Raw genomic sequence first — 19,276 nt, 5'->3', positions numbered from 1 at the left:
GTGACCACCACGTCCATCTGCGCCAGCAGGTCAGGATCAATAGCCCGGGGTGTGTTGGCGGAGATGTCGACGCCGACCTCGAGGAGCGATTGGGCAGACAGTGCGTTGATGGTCGAGCCGGGAGCGGTGCCCGCAGACTGTACGTCGATCGAGTCGCCGGCGACCTTGGTCATCAGGCCGGCCGCCATTTGCGATTTGCCGCCGTTCTTGACGCAGACAAATAGAACACGAGGAGTCGAACTCATGGTGACAGGCAATCCTTTTCGGTGTTGAGGGTCTCGGGGGTCAGAGGTGGATTGGTGTAGGGACGTGAGGTGTCGATGCCGCTAGGTTCTCCAGTGCGCTGATGCCGACAGGCTCGGCGGGCAGCATCGGGATGACCGCAACACGGTCATGGGTGGTGGTGATCGCCGCGATCTCGTCGAGTTCGGCGGCCGCCCGCCGGGCCAGTAGCGGGGACGTGGGGTGTGCGGCAGCGAGCGAATTGTTGATGACCCACGCCCACGGGGTAATGCCGGCCCGCTGCAGATCCTGCTGCAGGCCCTCGGCCTCGAGGCGCGGGGTGGTCTCAGCCAGCGTCACCAGCAGTACTTTCGTCTCGTCCGGGTTTTGCAGCCGCATCATGGGGGTGGTGAACGAAGTCTGCTCGCCCATCTGCCGGGCGATCTCACGGTGATACGAACCAGTCGCGTCGAGCAGCAACAGGGTGTGCCCGGTGGGTGCGGTATCGACAACAACGAAGGTCCGCCGTGATTGGTTGATGACCCGGGAAAAGGCCTGGAACACAGCCACTTCCTCAGTGCACGGTGAGCGCAAATCTTCGGCCAGTGTGGCTCGGCCCTGTTCGTCGAGGTGCGCACCTTTGGTGGCCAGCACCCGCCGGCGGTACTGCTCGGTCGCCTCGGCAGGGTCGATGCGCGAGACCGTCAGATTGTCCAGATGTCCGGTCAGGGTGTGGGTGAGGTGGGCGGCGGGGTCGGTGGTCGTCAGATGTACCTGGTGGCCGCGGCCGGCCAGAGCCACCGCGATCGCTGCGGCGACGGTGGTCTTGCCGACCCCACCTTTGCCCATGCACATGATGAGCCCGTGCCCTCGGGGCTCAAGTTCGTCGATCAACGCTGACAGCGGTGCGGCGTCGACGTCGGCGGCTGGCGCTGGCTCGTCGAGCTGCTGATCGGTGCTGGTGGGGTGCAGCAGGGTTGCAAGGGCGCCCAGTCCGACGATGTTGGTGGGTTTGAGGTCGATGTAGTCGACCGGCAACGCCTGCAGCTCACGGGGGAGTTCAGCGATGGCCCGTTGCTCGCGGTCGTAGATGGCGTGCGCAACAGGGTCATCGACGTCCGGGCGTGGCAGGACGCCGTTGATCACCACATGTTGGGTGGTCAATCCGATGGCGGCCAGTTCGGCGTGGGTGCGGGCGATTTCGGCGAGGGTAGAGCGCTGAGCGCGGGCCACCAAGACGAGCCGGGTGCGGGCGGCGTCGGCCAACGCCGCAACAGCACCGGCGTACATGGAGCGTTGCTTCTCCAGCCCGGACAGCGGTCCGAGGCAGGAGGGGTCACCTTTGCCGTCGTCGAGGAACTCGGTCCACGACCCGGGCAACTGGAGCAGGCGGATGGTGTGCCCGGTCGGTGCGGTATCGAAGAGCACATGATCGAATCCGGCCAGGGCGGCATCGTCGTCGGTGAGCAGGGTGGTGAACTCGTTGAACGAGGCGATCTCGGTGGTGCACGAGCCGGACAGTTGCTCGGTGATGGTGGCCAGCTCAGCGTCGGGGAGCAGGCCTCGGACCGGTGCGATGATGCGTTCGCGGTAGGCGGCCGCGGCCTGCTCGGGATCAATTTCCAGCGCCGACAGCCCCGGCACCGCAGGAACATCGGTGATGGTGTTGCCGATCGAGAGCCCGAACACCTGCCCGACGTTGGAGGCTGGGTCGGTGCTCACCAGCAGCACCCTTGTGCCCGCACCGGCCAGGGTGATGGCGCAGGCGCAGGCGAGGGAGGTTTTGCCGACCCCACCTTTACCGGTGAAGAACAGAAACCGGGGCGCGGCGTCGAGAAACTGGAGATGCGACACGGTCAGCAGCAACCGGACTCGGAGCCCGAGTCGGCGTCCGGGGTGCAGCAGCCGCTGGTGTCGGTGAGCGATAGCACCCCGGCGGCGGGTGCAGTGGCCTCGGGGGCGGGCAGGCCGGCCCAGGTGGCGAGCTGGCGTCGCGTCGGGTAGGTGCCGGTCATGGCCGTCACTCCGTTGACCAATGCCAGTGGCAGGCCTTGCGACCCGGTCAGCTGCAGGAACGCGGTGACTGGTTCACGCTCGGCGAAGGCCATCGGCTCGCTGGCCAGATTGAATCGAGTGATGTCGGCGCCCTGGCTACGGAGCCAGTCGATGTCGGCGGAGAAGGTGATCAGGGCCTGATCCACATCGTCGCCACACACGCCGGTGGCACAACACAGTGCCGGTTCGAAAATCTCAATGCTCATCAGTGACAACCTTTCTGAAGGTGTTCAGGCGGTGGCGGCGGCGACGGGGTGGCCGGCCGCGACCGAAGTGGTGGTGTCGGCGCGATCGGCGAGCCAGCGTTCGGCGTCGATCGCTGCGGCGCACCCGGTCCCGGCGGCGGTGATCGCCTGCCGGTAGGTGTGATCGACCAGGTCGCCGGCGGCGAACACCCCGTCAATGGAGGTGGCGGTGGTCGGCGATTGCACCTGCACATAGCCGGCGTCGTCGAGATCGACCTGCCCGGTCACCAGGGCGCTGCGCGGGTCGTGCCCGATGGCCACGAACATCCCTGTCGCGGCCAGAGTGGTCTGCTCGCCGGTGATGGTGTCTTGAACAACCAATCCGGTGACACTGCTCTCGCCCAGGACCTGGACAGGTGCGGCGTTGGTCAGAAAACGGATCTTGGGGTTGGCCCTGGCGCGCTCGAGCATGATCCGCGACGCCCGGAACTCGGTGCGGCGATGGACCAGGGTGACGCTGCGGGCAAAGCGGGTCAGGAAGGTGGCTTCTTCCATCGCCGAATCGCCGCCGCCGACGACCACGATGTCCTGGTCCCGGAAGAAGAACCCATCACAGGTCGCGCACGCACTGACCCCACGACCGAGAAGTTCTTGTTCCCCGGGAATGTTCAGGTAGCGGGCCGCGGCGCCCATCGCCAGGATCACCGCATGAGCCTGGTAGGCAACTCCGCCGGCATGGACGGTCTTGATCGGCCCGGCCAGCTCCAGCTGGTCGACGTCCTCGGTGCGGATGTCGGTGCCGAAACGTGTTGCCTGCTCACGCATCTCCTCCATCAACTCCGGGCCCATGATCCCGGCGCGGAAGCCGGGGAAGTTCTCCACCTCGGTGGTGGTCATCAGCGCCCCACCGAACTGGGAGCCTTCGAACAGCAGCGGTGCCAGCTCGGCGCGGCCCGCGTAGATCCCGGCGGTGTACCCGGCAGGCCCGGAGCCCACGATGATCAGGTCGTGCACGGTGTCGGTCATGGCTCTCCTGGGCGAACAGTCAGCAGATCAGTGGGCGGCGGGTGTGGAGGTGAGCTCGGCGATGAGCGCCTCGACGCGGGTCTTGATCTCATCGCGGATGGGCCGGACCGCATCCACGCCTTGGCCGGCAGGGTCATCGAGGACCCAGTCCCGGTAGCTTTTGCCGGGGAAGATCGGGCAGGTGTCGCCGCATCCCATGGTGATCACCACGTCGGATGCCGCCACCGCGTCGGTGGTGAGGATCTTCGGGGTCTGGGCGGTGATGTCGATGCCCTCTTCGGCCATCGCCTCCACCGCTGCGGGGTTGATGCTGTCGGCCGGAGCGCTACCAGCGGAGCGGACCTCGATCGCATCGCCGGCCAGATGGGACAAGAATCCGGCAGCCATCTGCGAGCGGCCGGCGTTGTGCACGCACACGAACAGCACGCTGGGAGTGGTGGTCATAGGTCGAGATCCTTTCGTCAGGGGAGAGAACAGAGGAGTGGGAACAGGTTTAGGCGGGAACAGCAGTCAACTGGCGCAACAACTCCTGGACCCGGACGTCGAGGTCATCGCGGATGGCGCGGACCACCTCGAGAGACTGTCCGTGGGGATCGTCGAGGGTCCAGTCCAGATAGCGCTTGCCCGGATAGATCGCGCACGCGTCGCCGCATCCCATGGACACGACCACATCGGCCGCGGCGACGACGTCGTCGGTCAGCGGTTTGGGGTACTGCGCCTCCAGATCTAGACCGATCTCCGCCATCGCTTCGACCACGACCGGGCTGATGGCGCCCACCGGTGCCGATCCCGCCGACCGCACATGAACAGCACCCTTGCCGTAGTGATCGAGCAGGGCTGCGGCCATCTGCGACCGGCCAGCGTTGTGCACGCAGATGAACAGCACCTCCGGCACGTCCTTGGGTGCGGCGCCGGTGGATTGAGCCAACGCCGACAGGCGATCGGCAGCGAACCGACCCGCCAAGGCCGGGAGGTGGTTGTAGATCGTCGCGGTGCGGCGCAGCGCGGTGTAGGACTCGAACACGTAGCGTTCCACCGTCTGCGGGGAGAACACACCTTCGTACTTCTCAGCCAGGGCCTCGGCGGTGCGGGACAGCAACGCCTGGGGCATCAGCAGTTCGGGTTGGACGCGGTGCTCGGACATCTAAGACTCCTTGGTCACAGACGAGATGGCAGATGGTGCGGGGGTAAAGCGCTTACGCAGAGCGAGAGAGACGTACACCAACCCGACCAGGACCGGGACCTCGATCAAAGGCCCCACGACGCCGGCCAGAGCTTGCCCGGAGGTGACGCCATAGGTCGCGATCGCCACCGCAATGGCGAGTTCGAAGTTGTTGCCCGCCGCGGTGAACGCGAGGGTGGTGGTGCGCTCGTACCCCAGCCCCATCACCGCCCCGAGGGCGTAACCGCCGCCCCACATGACCGCGAAGTACACCAGCAGCGGCAACGCAATCCGCACCACGTCCCAGGGTTTGGAAGTGATCTGATCGCCTTGCAGTGCGAACAGGATGACGATGGTGAACAGCAACCCATACAGCGCCCACGGGCCGATCCGAGGCAGGAACTTCTCCTCATACCAGGTGCGGCCCTTGGCCTTTTCGCCGTAACGGCGGGTCAAGAACCCGGCCAACAGCGGGATACCCAGGAATATCAGCACCGACTTGGCGATCTGCCACGGGGAAGCGTCGATGGTGGTCTGTTCCAAGCCGAGCCAGCCCGGCAGGACCGAGAGGTAGAACCAGCCCAGCACGGCGAACATGACGACCTGGAACACCGAGTTGATCGCCACCAGCACTGCTGCCGCTTCACGATCACCACAGGCCAGGTCGTTCCAGATGATCACCATCGCGATGCACCGGGCCAGGCCGACAATGATCAGCCCGGTCCGATACTCCGGTAGGTCGGGCAACAGGAGCCAGGCCAGCGCGAACATCAGCGCCGGCCCGAGAACCCAATTCAGTGCCAGCGACCCGAGCAGTAGTTTGCGGTCACCGGTGACAGTGTCGAGGCGGTCGTAGCGAACCTTCGCCAGGACCGGGTACATCATGATCAACAACCCGATCGCGATCGGCAGCGAGATACCGTCGATCTCGACCGCGCTCACCACGTCGTCCAGGCCCGGAATCGTCCGGCCCAGCAGCAGGCCGGCGACCATGGCCACACCGATCCACACCGGCAAGAACCGGTCGAGGGTGGAGAGTTTGCCGACAACGGCCGGCTGGTCGGTGGTGGTGCTCATGCCGACACCTCGTCCGAAGGGGCCTGCAAAGCGATGGCGGGTTCACCGAGCACAGCGGAGAGTTGTTGCAGGGCAGCGGGAATCACCCAGTAGTAGACCCACGTCCCGCGGCGCTCGCAGTCCAGCAGGCCCGCCGACCGCAGCACTTTGAGGTGATGGGAGATCGTGGGCTGAGACAGGTCGAAGGACTCGGAGATGTCGCAGACGCAGGCCTCGCCGCCTTCGTGGCTGGCCACCAAGCTCAGCAACCGCAGACGCACCGGGTCGCCGAGAGCTTTGAACATGCGGGCCAGATCGCCGGCCCAGTCCTCGGTCAGCGGCTCACGCACCAAAGGCGAGCAGCACGGAGCGTCAGGCTCCGCGTGTTGTTTCGACATATGTCTATATTGACCGCTGCCGAATCAGCGGTCAAATGAACAGCTGCTGAACGTCGGGAATCTGATCGCTGCCCAGGGGAACCCTCGGGCGTCCCTGCGTGTCTCGGCGCAGGATCAGGTCGGAACGGGCTCGGACCTCGGTATCAGTCGGGGGATGACGCGGACGTAGATTAACCATCCCGGCGACGTCGATGAGGGTTTGGGGCGACCACGACTGCGACGGCGAGTTCGAGGCCGTCAGGTAGTACCAAGTGCCAAGGCCAGGGGTGATGAGCCACAGGACCGTGGTCGCCTTCTGCGCCGGCGACGTCGTCTCGATCTACGTACTTTCGGCTGTGCCGGGTCTCGTGGATTACGCGGTCAGACGTTAGATTGGGTGATGAGTTTGTTGAGGGCGGTGCCGGCGCTGCCAGTCGAGCGCATCGTGGCCGGTGTCGACTTTTATTGCGAACGTCTAGGTTTCACGGTTGTTGCGTCAGATGATGGGTTCGCGAAGCTGGTGCGCGAGGGTGCAGAGGTGCATTTGTGGGCGGCGTTCGACGACGATTGGCGGGCGCGTTCTGACTTTGTCTCGATGCCGATCTGCAGTGGCGCTGAAAGCTTCCTCGCGGGAACGGCGAGTTGCCGGATAGAGACCGATGGGTTGGACGAGCTCTATCGCGAGATGGCGGCAGCTCAGGTTCTACATCCGGGTGATGCTGGGGCGGGGCCCACGGACACTGAGTGGGGCACCCGAGAGTTTGCGGTGGTTGATCTGGCTGGGAATTTGCTGACGTTTTTCTCGCCAGTAGTTGATGGGGCCTGAGGGGTCTAAGCAGTCGTGTCGTCGATCAGGGCACAATGGTTAATATGCGGGTCGAGATTCTCTACTTTGATGGATGCCCGAACTGGGTAGCGGCGGCCGATCGTGTCCGCGCGGCGGCAGCCACGATCGGAAGAACAGATCTTGACATCGGGTTGTGGCGGATTGGGTCCGATGCCGAGGCGGCAGCGTCGCCGTTTGCTGGTTCGCCGACGATACTCATCGATGGCACTGATGCCTTCGACGGTGCCCCTCAGGTTGATCAACTTGCGTGCCGTCTCTACCGGACTAAGGCCGGTGCAGCCGGGCTGCCGACCGTTGACCAACTGGCTGATGTGCTCCGCGCCAAGGCCTAAGCAATCTCACACAGCGGTTTTCGCGTGACACGACGGTCTGTCCGGCGTGATCCGCCGCATCCGAAGGAGCCGATTTGTCGGCTGTCGCCTAGCCGAACCGGTCTGTAGGGCTGTATCAGTGTGTATAAGGCTAAGCCTTATACGGACTGATACTTTGCTAGTGTCTGCTGGTGGAATCTGGTCTTAATCCGTTCACGCCCGGTTCGGGTACTCGTCCGCCTGAGCTGGTGGGTCGTACTCGGGAACTGGAGCGTTTCGATCTGCTCGTCGCACGGGTCAAGCAACGCCGTTATGACCGTGGGTTGATGCTGCAAGGGCTGCGTGGCGTCGGGAAGACGACGTTGTTGGCGACCATGGCTGACCAAGCCCGCCGTAATGATTGGGTCGTGGTCGAGGTCGAAGCGCAGACAAGTCAGGAAGGCGCCGAAGCCCTGCGCCGGCGAATCTCCAAGGACGTCACCCGGGCGCTTCGGCGCCGAAAGTTCGCCCGGTCGATTGTGGACCGGCTCCGGTCGATGACCGAGGAGTTTTCGGTGTCGGCGACTGCGTTCGGCACGGGGGTCAGCGTGTCCAAAGCGGCTCCGCCGCAGCAGGCATCGTTAGGGGTTGAGTTCGAAGATCTCGTGGAAGAGCTGTGCGATGAACTGCGCACAGAAGGCAATGCGTTCGGGGTGTTCGTCGACGAAATGCAGGAGCTCGAGGCGCCGCTGCTCCAGGTCCTGCTCGCAACCCAACACCGTGCCGCCCAACGGGGATGGCCGTTTTTCTTGGTCGGGGCGGGCCTGCCGAACCTCCCGCAAGTCTTAGCTGATGCACGGTCCTACGCGGAACGGCAATTCGACTACCGCACCATCGGACCGGTCTCCAACGACGAGGCGCGGGCGGCGATCGTCGCGCCAATCTCTCGGCTGGGGCAAGCCGTCACCGACGAGGCCGCTGACTATGTGGTCACTGCCAGTGCCGGCTATCCATACTTCCTGCAAGTGTTTGGCTACGAATTATGGCGCGTGGCAACGGGATCACCGTTCAGCGTGATTGAAGCCGAAGATGCGGTGAGCACCGGACACGCCTCCCTCGACGCCGGCTTTTACAGCTCACGATGGCTCCGCGCCACCGAGGCCGAACGGCGATACCTACACGCCATGGCTGTCAGCGGCACTGAGCAGCCTCGATCCTCCGCGATCGCCACAGCGCTGGGCAGTTCCATGCAATCGGTGGCACCGCACCGTGACGCCTGTATCAAGAAAGGCTTGATCTGGGCACCCGAACGCGGGGTCGTAGCCTTTTACCGTTCCCGGCATGGCCGAGTTCATTCGCCGGCAGAACAACGCTGAGCCAGCACACTGACCCCGGCGGGGGCCGGGCGCCAGCCCTTGCCCGCTGTGGGCAGATAGCGGCGGGTGGCATTCGCGCTGCATTCGGTCAAAGGTGACGAAACATGGTGTTTGACAATCGCTTACGCCGATATTGAATAGTCACGTCAACGGAAGGTGCATGTCAGCTAATCACGCGCGAGCGTGAGGGAGATCGCGGGTGAGTTGGTCAGCACGCAGGCGTGGAGTGTGCCCGGCATTGACGCCGCGTCTTCGCGGTTTCGGCGACAGGTTCTTTGGCAGTACGTGCCGGTGGGTACGCATCTTTGGTGGTGCTTGCGCGTGCTGCCAGCAGGTGTCGAAAGTGGCGCCCGCCCGAACTAGTGGCGGCCGATGCGGCGGATGCCGAAGGATAAGGGGATGAGCACGGCGATGCCTATGGCCGCTGCCCATGCCCAGTTGTGAAGGTGAGGCCAGCCGGGGTCGGTGATGGTGGGTGGATGCGGCTGGCGGGTGTGGGCGACGTCGGTGGCATATGGGGCGGAGAAGACCAGGCCCAGCACGAACGCGATGGTCGCCCCGGAGGCGATGACGAGGATGGAAAACCAGTGGGGCAGGCGGGTGGTGTGTGCCATGTCGGGTGGGCGGGCCTTTGGTAGTAGATCGGGTTCTTGTTGAGGGCCCCGGGGGGTGATCGTCTTTACGAGCGGACTAGCCGGGCGATGGCGTCGGTGGCTTCTTTGAGCTTTACTTCAGCTTCTGCACCGCCGGTTTTGGCGGCATCGACGACGCAGTGTTTGAGGTGGTCGTCGAGCAGGCCGATCGCCACGCTCTCGAGCGCTTTGGTGAGCGCGGAGATTTGAGTGAGGATGTCGATGCAGTACTGCTCTTCGTCGACCATGCGGTGCAGACCGCGGGCTTGGCCTTCGATGCGTTTGAGGCGGGCGAGGTACTTTTTCTTGTCGTCGATGTATCCGTGCGAGGCTGTGTGATCGCCGTCGTGGGTGGGTGTGCTGGTAGCCATGGGTGTCCTTCGTTGTCGGGCCTGTGCAGTGTAAGTCGCTACCTGCGCGATGCGGCGGTGGCGCTAGCGCCGGGCCGCAGGTCCAGTCGCCGTAGCAGTTGGGCGTTGAGGGCGACGACCACGGTCGATGCAGACATCAGGATGGCGCCGACGGACATGGGCAAGACGAACCCGATTCCTGCGAGCACTCCGGCTGCCAGGGGAACGGAGATGAGGTTGTAGCCGGCGGCCCACCACAGGTTTTGCTGCATCTTGCGGTAGCTTGCCCGAGACAGCTCGATCACCGAGAGCACCGATCGGGGGTCGTCGCTGGCCAAGATGACCCCGGCGGAGGCGATGGCGACATCGGTGCCGGCGCCGATGGCGATGCCGACGTCGGCTTGGGCGAGCGCGGGGGCGTCGTTGACGCCGTCGCCGACCATGGCTGTTTTCCGGCCTTCGCTTTGGAGCGCTTTGACTTTGGAGGCCTTGTCTTCGGGGCGGACGCCGGCGAATACGCGGTCAATGCCGAGTTCGGTGGCCACTGAGTGGGCCACGGCGTGCGCGTCACCGGTGATCATGACGACCTGGACGCCGAGCTTGTGCAGCGCGGTGACGGCCTCACGCGATTCGCTGCGTACCTCATCGGCCAGCTTGAGGGCTCCGATCAGGTGTCCGTCGGCCAGTACGTGCAAGATGATGGCGCCGTCGGTCCGCCAGGTGTCGGCGATGTCGAGTTCAGCATGGTGGTACTGCTCCAGCAGTCGTGGACCACCGACTTGGATGCGGCGTCCGTCGACGAGTGCTGATACACCCACTGCCGGTGACGAACTGAACTCACGTGCGGTGCTCAGGGGTAGAGCCCGGGTGTGGGCGGCGTGCGCGATCGCTTTACCCAAAGGGTGTTCGCTGTCGGCTTCGGCCGCTGCGGCCCAGGCCAGCACTTCGTCGTCGGTGTGGCCGGCGGCGGCGTGTACGGCGGTGACGGTGGGTTCGCCTTTGGTGAGGGTGCCGGTCTTGTCGAAGAGCACGGTGTCCACGGTGCGCATGCTTTCGAGCGCGAGGCGGTCTTTGATCAATACCCCGCCGCGGGCGGCGCGTTCGGTGGCGATGGCCACCACCAGCGGGATGGCCAAGCCCAGAGCGTGGGGGCAGGCGATGACCAGGACGGTGATGGTGCGCACGACCGCGTCGTCGGGGTAGCCCAGTGCGGTCCAGGCGATGGCAGTCAGGACCGCAGCACCGAGTGCGAACCAGAACAGCCAGGCGGCGGCGGTGTCGGCGAGCCGCTGGGCCCGCGACGTCGAGTTCTGGGCGTCGGAGACCAGCCGCCCGATACCGGCCAGGGCGGTGTCGTCGCCGGTGGCGGTGACCTGCACCCGCAGGCCGGAGTCGGTGGCGACGGTGCCGGCGACCACGGCGTCATCGATGCCGCGGCGCACTGTTTTCGATTCGCCGGTCACCATCGACTCGTCCATGTCGGCGCTGCCGTCGACGATTTTTCCGTCCGCCGGGACGCTGGCTCCGGGGCGCACGATGACCACATCACCGACCTGCAGCTGCGAGGGGGAGACGGTGACCGTGGTGTCGCCGTCGACGCGTTCGGCCTCATCGGGCAGCAGTGCAGCCAAGGAGTCCAGGGCGGAGGTGGTTTGGGCCAGCGACCGCATCTCGATCCAGTGCCCCAACAGCATGATCACGATCAGCAGGGCCAGTTCCCACCAGAAGTCGAGCTGGTGGTCGAGCAGGTCCAGGGATGCGCCCCACGACGCCACGAACGCCACCGTGATCGCCAGTGCGATGAGCAGCATCATGCCCGGCGCTCGCGCGCGCACCTCGCTCAGGGCTCCGGTCAGGAACGGGCGCCCTCCCCAGGCGAACATCACTGTGCCCAGGATCGGCGAGATCCACGACACCGCTCCAGAATCGGGCACGTCGTAGCCCACGACCATGGCGAACATACTGGAGAACCCGACCACGGGGATGGCCAGTAGCAGCATGATCCAGAACAGGCGCCGGAACTGACCTACATGGTCACCGTGCCCGGCGTGGCCCTGATGGCCGCTGTGTTCACCGGTGTGGCCCTGATGGCCCATCGCACCGTCAGGGCCGGGGTGCTCGTGGGCGGTATGGCCGTGCATCCCCGCAGCTTCGGTGCTCCCGGCATGGCCGGCCGACTGTCCCTGGTGGTGGTGAGAAGACGCGTTCATGACAACCATCCTATACCCCCAGGGGGTATTAGTCGAGGTGATGTGAGGGTGAGTGGGCGTGGGTGTTCAGGCGTGCTGCAGCGACCGGGCGGGTGCGTCGGGGGTGAGCGCTGGGGCGGCGGTGGCGTGGGAGGTGAACCCGCGCAGGCGCAGGCTGTTGCTGACGACGAACACGCTGGAGAAGGCCATCGCGGCGCCGGCGAGCATGGGGTTGAGCAGTCCGAGTGCGGCCAGGGGGATCGCGGCGATGTTGTAGGCGAATGCCCAGAACAGGTTCATTTTGATGGTCCCTAGAGTTTTGCGGGCCAACCGGATGGCGTCGGCGGCCGAACGTAAATCTCCGCGTACCAGGGTGATGTCGGCGGCTTCGATGGCCACGTCGGTGCCGGTGCCCATGGCCAGGCCCAGATCGGCCTGGGCGAGAGCGGCGGCGTCGTTGACACCGTCGCCGACCATGGCCACTGTTTTGCCCCGCTGTTGCAGGTCGGCGATGACGGTGAGTTTGTCCTGGGGCAGGACTTCGGCGATGACCTCGGTGATCCCGACCTGGGCGGCCACGTGGTCGGCGGCGGCCTGGTTGTCCCCGGTGAGCAGGATCGGGGTCAGGCCCAGGGCGGTGAACTGGGCGATGGCCTGGGCGCTGGTGGATTTGATCGTGTCGGCGACTACCAACACCGCGCGGACGCGGCCGTCCCAGGCGACGGCGACCGCGGTTTTACCGGTCTGTTCGGCCGCGGTCTTGGCTATGGCCAGGGCGCCTTCGAGGCGCAAAGACCAGTCGGCGAGCAGGCTCTCTCGTCCCACCAGGACGGCGCGGCCGTCGATGACACCGTGCACACCTTTGCCGTTCACGCTGGTGAACGACTCGACCGCGGGTAGCGGCCCGGTCTGCTCGGCTGCGGCGGCCGCGATTGCCCGCGCGATCGGGTGCTCAGAGGCGTGCTCGAGGGCGCCGGCCAGTCGCAGCACGTCGTCGGTGGCGACACCGTCGGCGGTGATGACATCGTGCAGGGTCATTGCTCCGGTGGTCACGGTGCCGGTCTTGTCCAGGACAATGGTGTCCACAGCGCGGGTCGATTCGAGCACTTCGGGGCCTTTGATCAAGATCCCCAATTGGGCTCCGCGGCCGGTGCCCACCAACAGTGCGGTGGGAGTAGCCAGGCCCAGTGCGCAGGGGCAGGCGATGATCAGCACTGCGACGGCGGCAGTGAACGCGGCACTGAGCGGGAACCCAGCGCCGATCCATCCGCCGAGCACCATGGCCGCGATCGCGATGACGATGGGGACGAAGATCCCGGAAATGCGATCAGCGAGCCGCTGGACCTGTGCTTTGCCGGATTGGGCGTCTTCAACGAGCTGGGCCATTCGCGCCAGCTGGGTGTCGGCGCCCACACGGGTGGCCCGCACGATCAGCCGGCCGCCGGCGTTGACGGTGGCGCCGGTGACCGCATCGCCTTCGCCCACTTCCACCGGCAGCGATTCTCCGGTCAGCATGCTCGCATCGACCGCGGAGTTCCCAGCGGTGATCACTCCGTCGGTGGCGATTTTCTCCCCGGGCCGCACCACGAACTCATCGCCCACCCGCAACTGCGTGACGGGGATGCGGGTTTCGGTGCCGCCGCGCAGGACAGCGACGTCTTTGGCTCCGAGTTCAAGCAGGGCGCGCAGCGCTGCCCCGGCCTGGCGTTTGGAGCGCTTTTCGAAGTACCGGCCCGCCAGGACGAACATGGTGACCCCGGCTGCTACTTCCAGATAGATGTTGCCGGCACCGTCAGTGGGGGAGACGGTCAGCTCGAAACCGTGGGTCATCCCCGCCCGCCCGGCGGTGCCCCAGAACAACGCGTAGATCGACCACGCCAGGGCTGCGAGGGTGCCGACCGACACCAACGTGTCCATGGTGGCTGTCCCGTGCCGCAGGTTCGTCCACGCAGCGGTGTGAAATGGCCAGGCCCCCCACACGATCACTGGTGCGGCCAGAGTCAGTGAGGCCCACTGCCAGTAGGTGAACTGCCACGCCGGAACCATCGCCAGCGCAATGACCGGCACCGTCAGCACGACCGAGACCCACAGCCGCTGACGTAGGGCGGCGAGCTCGCTGTCGGGGCGCGTGTGCTCGCCGCCGTCGTCGTCGGCGGCGGTGGAGGGCAGGGCAGCGGTGTACCCGGCCTGCTCGACGGTGGCGATGAGTGTCGAGGGATCGAGATCGCCGGAGGTGGTCGTAACTTTGGCCTTTTCGGTGGCGTAGTTCACCGTCGCAGTCACACCGGGCAGTTTGTTCAGTTTACGTTCGATCCGGTTGGCGCACGACGCGCAGGTCATGCCACCGATCTCGAGTTCGAGTGCAGCAGAAGTCGTCTGGGGTGCAGGTGCAGTAGCCATGGTGTTCCTTTTGAACGTGGTTGTGCGCGGTGGTCAGTGCCCGCCGTGGGCGTCGCTGGGTGCCGGCGCCGCGGGTGCAGTGGTCGTAGGTGCTGCGGGGGTGGAGTCCGCCGGACCGGCGGCGTCGAGGACGAACTCGGCGGTATGCACCTGCCCGTCGACCTGGAAATCGAAGTACAGCAGATACCGGCCCGGGGTGGGTGCGCTCGTCGCGAACTGCACGTCGGGCCCGGAGAGTTGGTCAGGGCCGGTGGGGGCCGCCCCTTCAGGGTGCACATGCAGGTAGGCCAAATCACCTTCGCGAAGAGCCACCAGGTGTCCGTAGGCGCCGAGGTAGGGCTCCAGGGTGCTCACGGGCTGGCCGCCGCGGCTGACCCGGACCGTGAGCGTCGATGCGCCGGCGGTGGTGAGGTCCCCGATGAGAGCGACCTGATAGTCGGCCACCTCATCGAGAGTGCTCACCGATCGCGGCACCGGCGCGGCGACCTCGCCGGCCACGGTCACCGAGCTGGTCAACGTGAGGTCAGCCCCGGTGGCGGCGGGCACGAAGTCAGCGAAGATCCGGTAGCTACCGGCGGTGGGCCACTGCCAGGGCAACGACCACCGTCCGGTGGGGTCCATCGTGGGATGGACGTGGCGATAGTTGGAGCCGTCGGTAGCAACGACGATGGCGTGCAGCTGTTTGTCGTGGGAGGTCTCCAGCGCGGTGACCGGACGCCCATCGGGGCCGATAATGGTGAACGCCAGCTTACCGCTTTCGCCGACACGGGTGGGTGCGGCCAGAGCGGTCAGGGCGTAGCCCTGGGCGGCCATTGTCACCCCGCGAACCGGGGCGGCCTCGGGGTCAGAAGCAGCATCGGTGACCATGGTGGGGGTATGGGCGGTGTGCTCAGTTGAAGTGCTCCAGTCGCGGGCGATGCGATCAGGCACCACTGCAGCAGCCGCGAGGAAGGCGGCCCCAAAGACTGCCACCAGAGCTGCGCCATAAAGAGCTAACCGGGTCGCGGCGTTCATCATCATTCTCCTTGTTCACGAAACCGATGAGCGGGAGCAGATACCCGGCGACGCAGAAACCCCCACGGCGCCGGGTACCGCTGTCTCACTCGGCGACCTGGTACCCCGCCTCGGCCACGGCCGCCTTGACCGCAGCTGGCTCGATCGTGTCGGTGCTGGTGATAGTGACCGCGCCGGTACCCAGATCGACCTCGACATCGGACACCCCGGGCAGAGCGCCGACCTCCTCGCGGACCGAGGACGCGCAATGGCCGCAAGTCATTCCGGTGACGGTGACAGTGGACGTACTCATGACAACCCCTTGCTCTTGTAACTGCCGTGCCGTGCAGGTGGTGAGGCACGGAGACCTCATCAAGGCCCACCTACGGTCTACCATACCCCCCTAGGGTATTCAAGGGCGAGGTGTGAGGGTCCACAGTTCGGCGTTGGTGGCGGCGTAGGCGGTGCCGTCGGGTGCGACGGTGATCGCGTCGGGAGCTCCGATCCAGGAGTGTTGGAGCCATGCTCGGCCTTCGAGTTGCTGCCAGGCGTAGCCGTCGACATCGACCGCCCATAGGGTGCTGCCGCTGCCGGCCAGTAGTCCGATGGTGGGTGCAGAGATTTCGGCGAACGAGCGCGCGTCGTCGGTGCTGTGCCACACGGCGCCTTCCTCGGTGGCCGCCCAGATACCGTCGGCGGTGATCGCCAGTGTGCGTGGTACGAGTTCTGCGCCAGGGGTCCATGTTTCGCCGGCATCATGGGAGACCTGCAGTGTGGGCCCGCCACCGGAGCCGATCAGTAGTCCGTCCGCGGCGGCCAGCACGTGAAAGTCAACCTCTCCAGACAGGGAGCGGTCTTCCCAGCTGCTGCCCCCGTCGGTACTAGCCAGCAGTCCCAGCGGGTTGGGTGCCGAGCTGGACCTACCGGGATGGCCTGAGGCGAAGACCATATCGCTGCCGGGTATTCCGGTCAGGCCCATCAGGTCATCGTCGGAAGTGCCCACCACGGTGGTGGCGCCGGCGGGATCGATCGCGACCAGTCCGTGGTGGGTTCCGGCCAACAACGTTCGGTCGGCGGACACCTGCAGCCCATGCAGGTGGGCCACCTCGGGTGAGAGGGAGATGGGCGCGGTGACCTCAGCGCTGGGCTGGCCCCGCTCGGGAGCAGGATCAGCCGAGGTGCACCCCGACAGCACCAGCATCACCACACTGATGACGAACGCGGCGGCCACCGTGCGATGTCCCCTCATTGCAGTGCGCTGCCGGCGAGCCACTGTTCCCAGGGCACACTCCAATCCCCGTTTTGCCAGAGCTCCAGGGGTGGACCGCCGGTGTTGCGGACTTCCACGATGTCTCCGGGGACCGAGAAGTCGTAGAACCAGCGAGCGTTGTCGGGGTTGAGGTTCAAGCACCCGGCGGACATGTTGGTGTTGCCTTGCTGGGCGATGGTGTCGGTCAGTTCGTGCAGATAAATACCGTCGTTGCTGATGCGGGTGGCGTAGTTGATCGACTGGCGATAACCCAGGCGAGAGTTCACCGGTAGCCCGTAGGTGGAGGAGTCCATGATGACCGGGTTGGCCTTGTCCAGGACGGTGTAGGTGCCCGATTGAGTCCAGAAATGGATGGTGCGGCCGTTGACCGTTTCGGTGCCGCCGCGGCCCATCGAAGTGGGCATGGTGCGCACCAACTCACCGTTGCTGAACACCGATACTTGTTTGGTGGTGTCATCGGCGATCGAGACATGGGCATCACCGATGGTGAACGAGGTACTCACGTCCTCTTGACCGAATAAGTTCTCGCCCAACCGAACTCCGTAGATGTTGGCGCTCACCGACACCGTGGTGCCGGGGGTGTAGTACTCGCGGGGACGCCAGTGCACGTTCTGAGCGTCCACCCAATGCCAGGACCCGGTGACCGGGGGATCGGTACGCACCGCCAGCGACCGCTCGGCCGCGGCGCGGTCGCCGATCGGCTCGTCGAACTGGGCTACCACCACCATCCCCACCCCGTAGGTGGCGCCGTCGGTCAGTGGGTTTCCGCCGGTGCTGACAAAGGTCGGTTTGGTCTGAGTGCCGGGAGTGAGGGTGGAGAACGACACCGTGCGTTCGGTGCGCTCGTCCTCGTGGACAGCGACCGCAGTCAGGGTGTAGCTGCGGCCGTATCCCAGCGGGACCGCCGGTTTCCAGTCCACTCGATCGGGGGTGTAGAAACCGTCGATCCGGGTTCCGGTCTCGTTGGTCAGTACCACCGATTCCAGTGTGCCCGCAGAGGTTTGCACCTCCACCCGGTCAGTGGGCGTGACAGTAGTGTCGCCATCGCCGGGAGTGATGGTCAGTTGTAGGGGGTTGGCCGCCGGCGGGCCAGCCGAGGCGCCTGCAGATGTGTTCGAGGACGGTGTGGACGGGGACGAGGTGCAGGCGGTCAGTGTTGCCACACACAGCGCCACCACCACCAGCCCCCAACGGGGAGGGGTTCGCATCAAAACTCCGAGATCGAAAGGTGGGTAGCCGGGTCGGCGGCGCCGCGCCGTCAAGGACCAGCCCGGGCGCGCCGTCGAAGCTACGAAGGAAAACGATGAACACCGGCACCTCGGCCCTGGCACCGGCGGTACCAGGGCCGGGGGCCGGCCACCGGGGTTACTGCGTTTGCAGCGCTTTCATGGTGTCGATCTCGGACTGCTGGGTTTGCACGATCGTGCGGGCCATCTGCTTGGCCTGCTCATTGGAACCGTCGGCGATCTCGGTGTTGGCCATCTCGATCGCGCCGGTGTGGTGTTCGATCATCATCGTCAACCACGCCTGATCGAACTCGGCGCCGTTCTTGGCCGCAAGATCGGTCATGTCCTGCTCAGACATCATGCCGCTCATACCGCCGCTGCCGCCGTGGTCCATACCGCCCATGTCGGCGCCGGTGGTCGGGGCGGGTTTGCCCCACTGCGCCAGCCACTGCTGCAGTTGCGTCATCTCCGGGCCCTGAGCGGCCTTGATCGCCGCGGCCAACTCGACGATCTGCGGGTTGGTGGTGCGCCCTTGCACCAGGTCGGCCATCTCCACAGCCTGAGCGTGATGGGGATACATCATCTGCGCGAACATCACATCGGCATCGTTGAACTGTGTGGCGGCCTCGGCCGACGGCGACGGGGCGGCACTGGCCGATGCCGTCGACGACATCGAGTCGCCGCCCATCGAATCCATATCGTGGCCGCCATCGTCGCTGCAGCCGGCTAGCGCCACGGCCGCGGCGACGCCGGCGGCGGATGCAACAACTTTGAGTCGGGTGGAACGGGTTGAAAACATAGCTGTCTCCTTGAAGAAAAGTGGTAGGACGGAATCGAAATCGCGACGCGTCACCTCGGCGCGCGCCACGTCAAACGACAGTGCCGTGGGCACGTCGTCTGTCAGATCCGCAACACCGACAATTTCTCCAACGAGGGTGTCGCCCACGGCGGTGCACGTGAGGAATGTCGGCCCATCGACAACGCATGACTGCCGGCACCATCAGCAGCGGGCTGAAAGGGCAGTAGTCGGCGCACCATCACCAACGCGGCCACAACACTAACCACGGCCATACACATCGCCATCCCGACATGCGGAGCACAACCCTCACCGCAACCCATCTCGAGCACAACCCTCGGGCCGGCCGCCACCGCGGCGGTCAGCTCGGCGACATCGGCGTGGGCGTCGCTGCCCCCAGGGTGCACCGCGGCCGAGACGGTCGGACCGCCAGCTGCACCGTGCCCACTGGGCGGATGCACCATCGGTACCGAATGCATCAGCAACACACCCATAACCACAGTGAAGGCGGCGCCCACCATCACCGCCGCGCACAGCCACCCACGCCGGTTCGCCCTACCGCGCAGAGCGACGCCGGTGCCCACAGCCCGGCCAACAGACCCAGACATACGCGCACCTCCGTTCGTGTCTGCGCTCGCTTCCCGTGAGAATTACCCCTGGGAGGTATTAACACCCATCGTAGTGGACCGTCGCCGCAAAGGCAGACACCCGCGTCAGCTGCCCAGCATCTGCGTCAGCCACTGCGCACGTTTCGTGCGAGCAACCCGATCATCAGTGACGTTCGCCCGACAAATCGTTCGCGAACCCAAAAATGGGCGCCTGCA

Annotated in this window: 21 protein-coding genes; 3 read left to right on the top strand and 18 right to left on the bottom strand. The window is 65.6% G+C overall.

Annotation, left to right across the window (positions count from 1 at the left end; all coding sequences use genetic code 11):
• The 8 genes from DFR67_RS29155 to DFR67_RS29120 form a co-directional block, all read right to left on the bottom strand.
• Positions 1-245, bottom strand: a 245-nt coding sequence (locus DFR67_RS29155) for an arsenate-mycothiol transferase ArsC (RefSeq protein ID WP_146240572.1), incomplete at its 3' end; no start/stop codon positions are given.
• Positions 246-285: 40 nt separating this feature from the next.
• Positions 286-2,082, bottom strand: a complete 1,797-nt coding sequence (arsA, locus tag DFR67_RS29150) for an arsenical pump-driving ATPase (RefSeq protein WP_425451361.1) — start codon at positions 2,080-2,082, stop codon at positions 286-288.
• Positions 2,079-2,486 (bottom strand): arsenite efflux transporter metallochaperone ArsD, encoded by a 408-nt coding sequence (gene arsD, locus DFR67_RS29145; RefSeq protein ID WP_110472957.1) that lies wholly within the window; start codon positions 2,484-2,486, stop codon positions 2,079-2,081. Before arsD ends, arsA begins: the two co-directional genes overlap by 4 nt.
• A 21-nt stretch (positions 2,487-2,507) precedes the next feature.
• On the bottom strand, positions 2,508-3,488 hold the full coding sequence (trxB, locus tag DFR67_RS29140) for a thioredoxin-disulfide reductase (RefSeq protein ID WP_110472951.1): 981 nt from the start codon (positions 3,486-3,488) through the stop codon (positions 2,508-2,510).
• Between the two features lie 27 nt (positions 3,489-3,515).
• Entirely contained in the window at positions 3,516-3,932 is a 417-nt protein-coding gene (locus DFR67_RS29135) for an arsenate reductase ArsC (protein ID WP_110472950.1), read from the bottom strand.
• 49 nt (positions 3,933-3,981) lie between these two features.
• On the bottom strand, positions 3,982-4,632 hold the full coding sequence (locus tag DFR67_RS29130; protein WP_110472949.1) for an arsenate reductase ArsC: 651 nt from the start codon (positions 4,630-4,632) through the stop codon (positions 3,982-3,984).
• A complete protein-coding gene (arsB, locus tag DFR67_RS29125; RefSeq protein WP_110472948.1) occupies positions 4,633-5,727 on the bottom strand; it encodes an ACR3 family arsenite efflux transporter in 1,095 nt (364 codons plus the stop codon).
• Positions 5,724-6,104 carry an ArsR/SmtB family transcription factor gene (locus DFR67_RS29120; protein ID WP_110472947.1) on the bottom strand — a complete coding sequence of 127 codons (381 nt, stop codon included), beginning with the start codon at positions 6,102-6,104 and terminating at the stop codon, positions 5,724-5,726. Before DFR67_RS29120 ends, arsB begins: the two co-directional genes overlap by 4 nt.
• Positions 6,105-6,483: 379 nt before the next feature.
• On the opposite strand from DFR67_RS29120, the gene DFR67_RS29115 reads away from it, so the two are divergent.
• From DFR67_RS29115 to DFR67_RS29105, 3 genes are all read left to right on the top strand, one after another.
• Positions 6,484-6,909: a bleomycin resistance protein gene (locus DFR67_RS29115; RefSeq protein WP_110472946.1), complete on the top strand. Its 426-nt coding sequence runs from the start codon at positions 6,484-6,486 to the stop codon at positions 6,907-6,909.
• Between the two features lie 44 nt (positions 6,910-6,953).
• Positions 6,954-7,262, top strand: a complete 309-nt coding sequence (locus tag DFR67_RS29110) for an alkylmercury lyase (RefSeq protein WP_110472945.1) — start codon at positions 6,954-6,956, stop codon at positions 7,260-7,262.
• 170 nt (positions 7,263-7,432) lie between these two features.
• Positions 7,433-8,596, top strand: a complete 1,164-nt coding sequence (locus tag DFR67_RS29105) for an ATP-binding protein (RefSeq protein WP_245938236.1) — start codon at positions 7,433-7,435, stop codon at positions 8,594-8,596.
• A gap of 359 nt (positions 8,597-8,955) precedes the next feature.
• Here DFR67_RS29105 and DFR67_RS29100 read toward each other — a convergent pair whose 3' ends face one another.
• From DFR67_RS29100 to DFR67_RS29055, 10 genes are all read right to left on the bottom strand, one after another.
• A complete protein-coding gene (locus DFR67_RS29100) occupies positions 8,956-9,210 on the bottom strand; it encodes a hypothetical protein (protein WP_110472944.1) in 255 nt (84 codons plus the stop codon).
• A 65-nt stretch (positions 9,211-9,275) separates the two neighbouring features.
• Positions 9,276-9,599 (bottom strand): metal-sensitive transcriptional regulator, encoded by a 324-nt coding sequence (locus DFR67_RS29095; RefSeq protein WP_110472943.1) that lies wholly within the window; start codon positions 9,597-9,599, stop codon positions 9,276-9,278.
• Between the two features lie 38 nt (positions 9,600-9,637).
• Positions 9,638-11,788: a heavy metal translocating P-type ATPase gene (locus DFR67_RS29090; protein WP_425451360.1), complete on the bottom strand. Its 2,151-nt coding sequence runs from the start codon at positions 11,786-11,788 to the stop codon at positions 9,638-9,640.
• Positions 11,789-11,854: 66 nt separating this feature from the next.
• Positions 11,855-14,167: a heavy metal translocating P-type ATPase gene (locus DFR67_RS29085; protein ID WP_110472942.1), complete on the bottom strand. Its 2,313-nt coding sequence runs from the start codon at positions 14,165-14,167 to the stop codon at positions 11,855-11,857.
• 33 nt (positions 14,168-14,200) lie between these two features.
• Positions 14,201-15,181: a hypothetical protein gene (locus tag DFR67_RS29080; protein WP_110472954.1), complete on the bottom strand. Its 981-nt coding sequence runs from the start codon at positions 15,179-15,181 to the stop codon at positions 14,201-14,203.
• A gap of 85 nt (positions 15,182-15,266) precedes the next feature.
• A complete protein-coding gene (locus DFR67_RS29075) occupies positions 15,267-15,473 on the bottom strand; it encodes a heavy-metal-associated domain-containing protein (protein ID WP_110472941.1) in 207 nt (68 codons plus the stop codon).
• A gap of 99 nt (positions 15,474-15,572) precedes the next feature.
• Complete coding sequence (locus tag DFR67_RS29070) at positions 15,573-16,409, bottom strand: beta propeller repeat protein (protein WP_110472940.1); 837 nt, start codon at positions 16,407-16,409, stop codon at positions 15,573-15,575.
• Positions 16,406-17,638 (bottom strand): L,D-transpeptidase, encoded by a 1,233-nt coding sequence (locus tag DFR67_RS29065; RefSeq protein WP_110472939.1) that lies wholly within the window; start codon positions 17,636-17,638, stop codon positions 16,406-16,408. Before DFR67_RS29065 ends, DFR67_RS29070 begins: the two co-directional genes overlap by 4 nt.
• 157 nt (positions 17,639-17,795) lie before the next feature.
• Positions 17,796-18,455 carry a DUF305 domain-containing protein gene (locus DFR67_RS29060; protein WP_110472953.1) on the bottom strand — a complete coding sequence of 220 codons (660 nt, stop codon included), beginning with the start codon at positions 18,453-18,455 and terminating at the stop codon, positions 17,796-17,798.
• Between the two features lie 101 nt (positions 18,456-18,556).
• Entirely contained in the window at positions 18,557-19,060 is a 504-nt protein-coding gene (locus DFR67_RS29055) for a DUF6153 family protein (RefSeq protein WP_146240571.1), read from the bottom strand.
• Positions 19,061-19,276: the final 216 nt, after the last annotated feature.

It is taken from the genome of Williamsia limnetica, assembly GCF_003217475.1.
Lineage (GTDB): Bacteria > Actinomycetota > Actinomycetes > Mycobacteriales > Mycobacteriaceae > Williamsia > Williamsia limnetica.
Note: the sequence above shows the minus strand (reverse complement) of the source record. Positions and strands in the feature narration are given on the sequence as shown.

Excerpts from the sequence above, each read along its gene's own strand:
- DFR67_RS29060 (WP_110472953.1), bottom strand. The coding sequence starts at position 18,455 with ATGTTTTCAACCCGTTCCACCCGACTCAAAGTTGTTGCATCCGCCGCC.
- DFR67_RS29065 (WP_110472939.1), bottom strand. The coding sequence starts at position 17,638 with ATGCGAACCCCTCCCCGTTGGGGGCTGGTGGTGGTGGCGCTGTGTGTG.
- DFR67_RS29110 (WP_110472945.1), top strand. The coding sequence starts at position 6,954 with ATGCGGGTCGAGATTCTCTACTTTGATGGATGCCCGAACTGGGTAGCG.
- DFR67_RS29075 (WP_110472941.1), bottom strand. The coding sequence starts at position 15,473 with ATGAGTACGTCCACTGTCACCGTCACCGGAATGACTTGCGGCCATTGC.
- trxB (WP_110472951.1), bottom strand. The coding sequence starts at position 3,488 with ATGACCGACACCGTGCACGACCTGATCATCGTGGGCTCCGGGCCTGCC.
- DFR67_RS29070 (WP_110472940.1), bottom strand. The coding sequence starts at position 16,409 with ATGAGGGGACATCGCACGGTGGCCGCCGCGTTCGTCATCAGTGTGGTG.
- DFR67_RS29100 (WP_110472944.1), bottom strand. The coding sequence starts at position 9,210 with ATGGCACACACCACCCGCCTGCCCCACTGGTTTTCCATCCTCGTCATC.
- arsB (WP_110472948.1), bottom strand. The coding sequence starts at position 5,727 with ATGAGCACCACCACCGACCAGCCGGCCGTTGTCGGCAAACTCTCCACC.
- DFR67_RS29130 (WP_110472949.1), bottom strand. The coding sequence starts at position 4,632 with ATGTCCGAGCACCGCGTCCAACCCGAACTGCTGATGCCCCAGGCGTTG.
- DFR67_RS29085 (WP_110472942.1), bottom strand. The coding sequence starts at position 14,167 with ATGGCTACTGCACCTGCACCCCAGACGACTTCTGCTGCACTCGAACTC.
- DFR67_RS29095 (WP_110472943.1), bottom strand. The coding sequence starts at position 9,599 with ATGGCTACCAGCACACCCACCCACGACGGCGATCACACAGCCTCGCAC.
- DFR67_RS29120 (WP_110472947.1), bottom strand. The coding sequence starts at position 6,104 with ATGTCGAAACAACACGCGGAGCCTGACGCTCCGTGCTGCTCGCCTTTG.
- DFR67_RS29055 (WP_146240571.1), bottom strand. The coding sequence starts at position 19,060 with ATGTCTGGGTCTGTTGGCCGGGCTGTGGGCACCGGCGTCGCTCTGCGC.
- DFR67_RS29090 (WP_425451360.1), bottom strand. The coding sequence starts at position 11,788 with ATGAACGCGTCTTCTCACCACCACCAGGGACAGTCGGCCGGCCATGCC.
- DFR67_RS29115 (WP_110472946.1), top strand. The coding sequence starts at position 6,484 with ATGAGTTTGTTGAGGGCGGTGCCGGCGCTGCCAGTCGAGCGCATCGTG.
- DFR67_RS29080 (WP_110472954.1), bottom strand. The coding sequence starts at position 15,181 with ATGAACGCCGCGACCCGGTTAGCTCTTTATGGCGCAGCTCTGGTGGCA.
- DFR67_RS29135 (WP_110472950.1), bottom strand. The coding sequence starts at position 3,932 with ATGACCACCACTCCCAGCGTGCTGTTCGTGTGCGTGCACAACGCCGGC.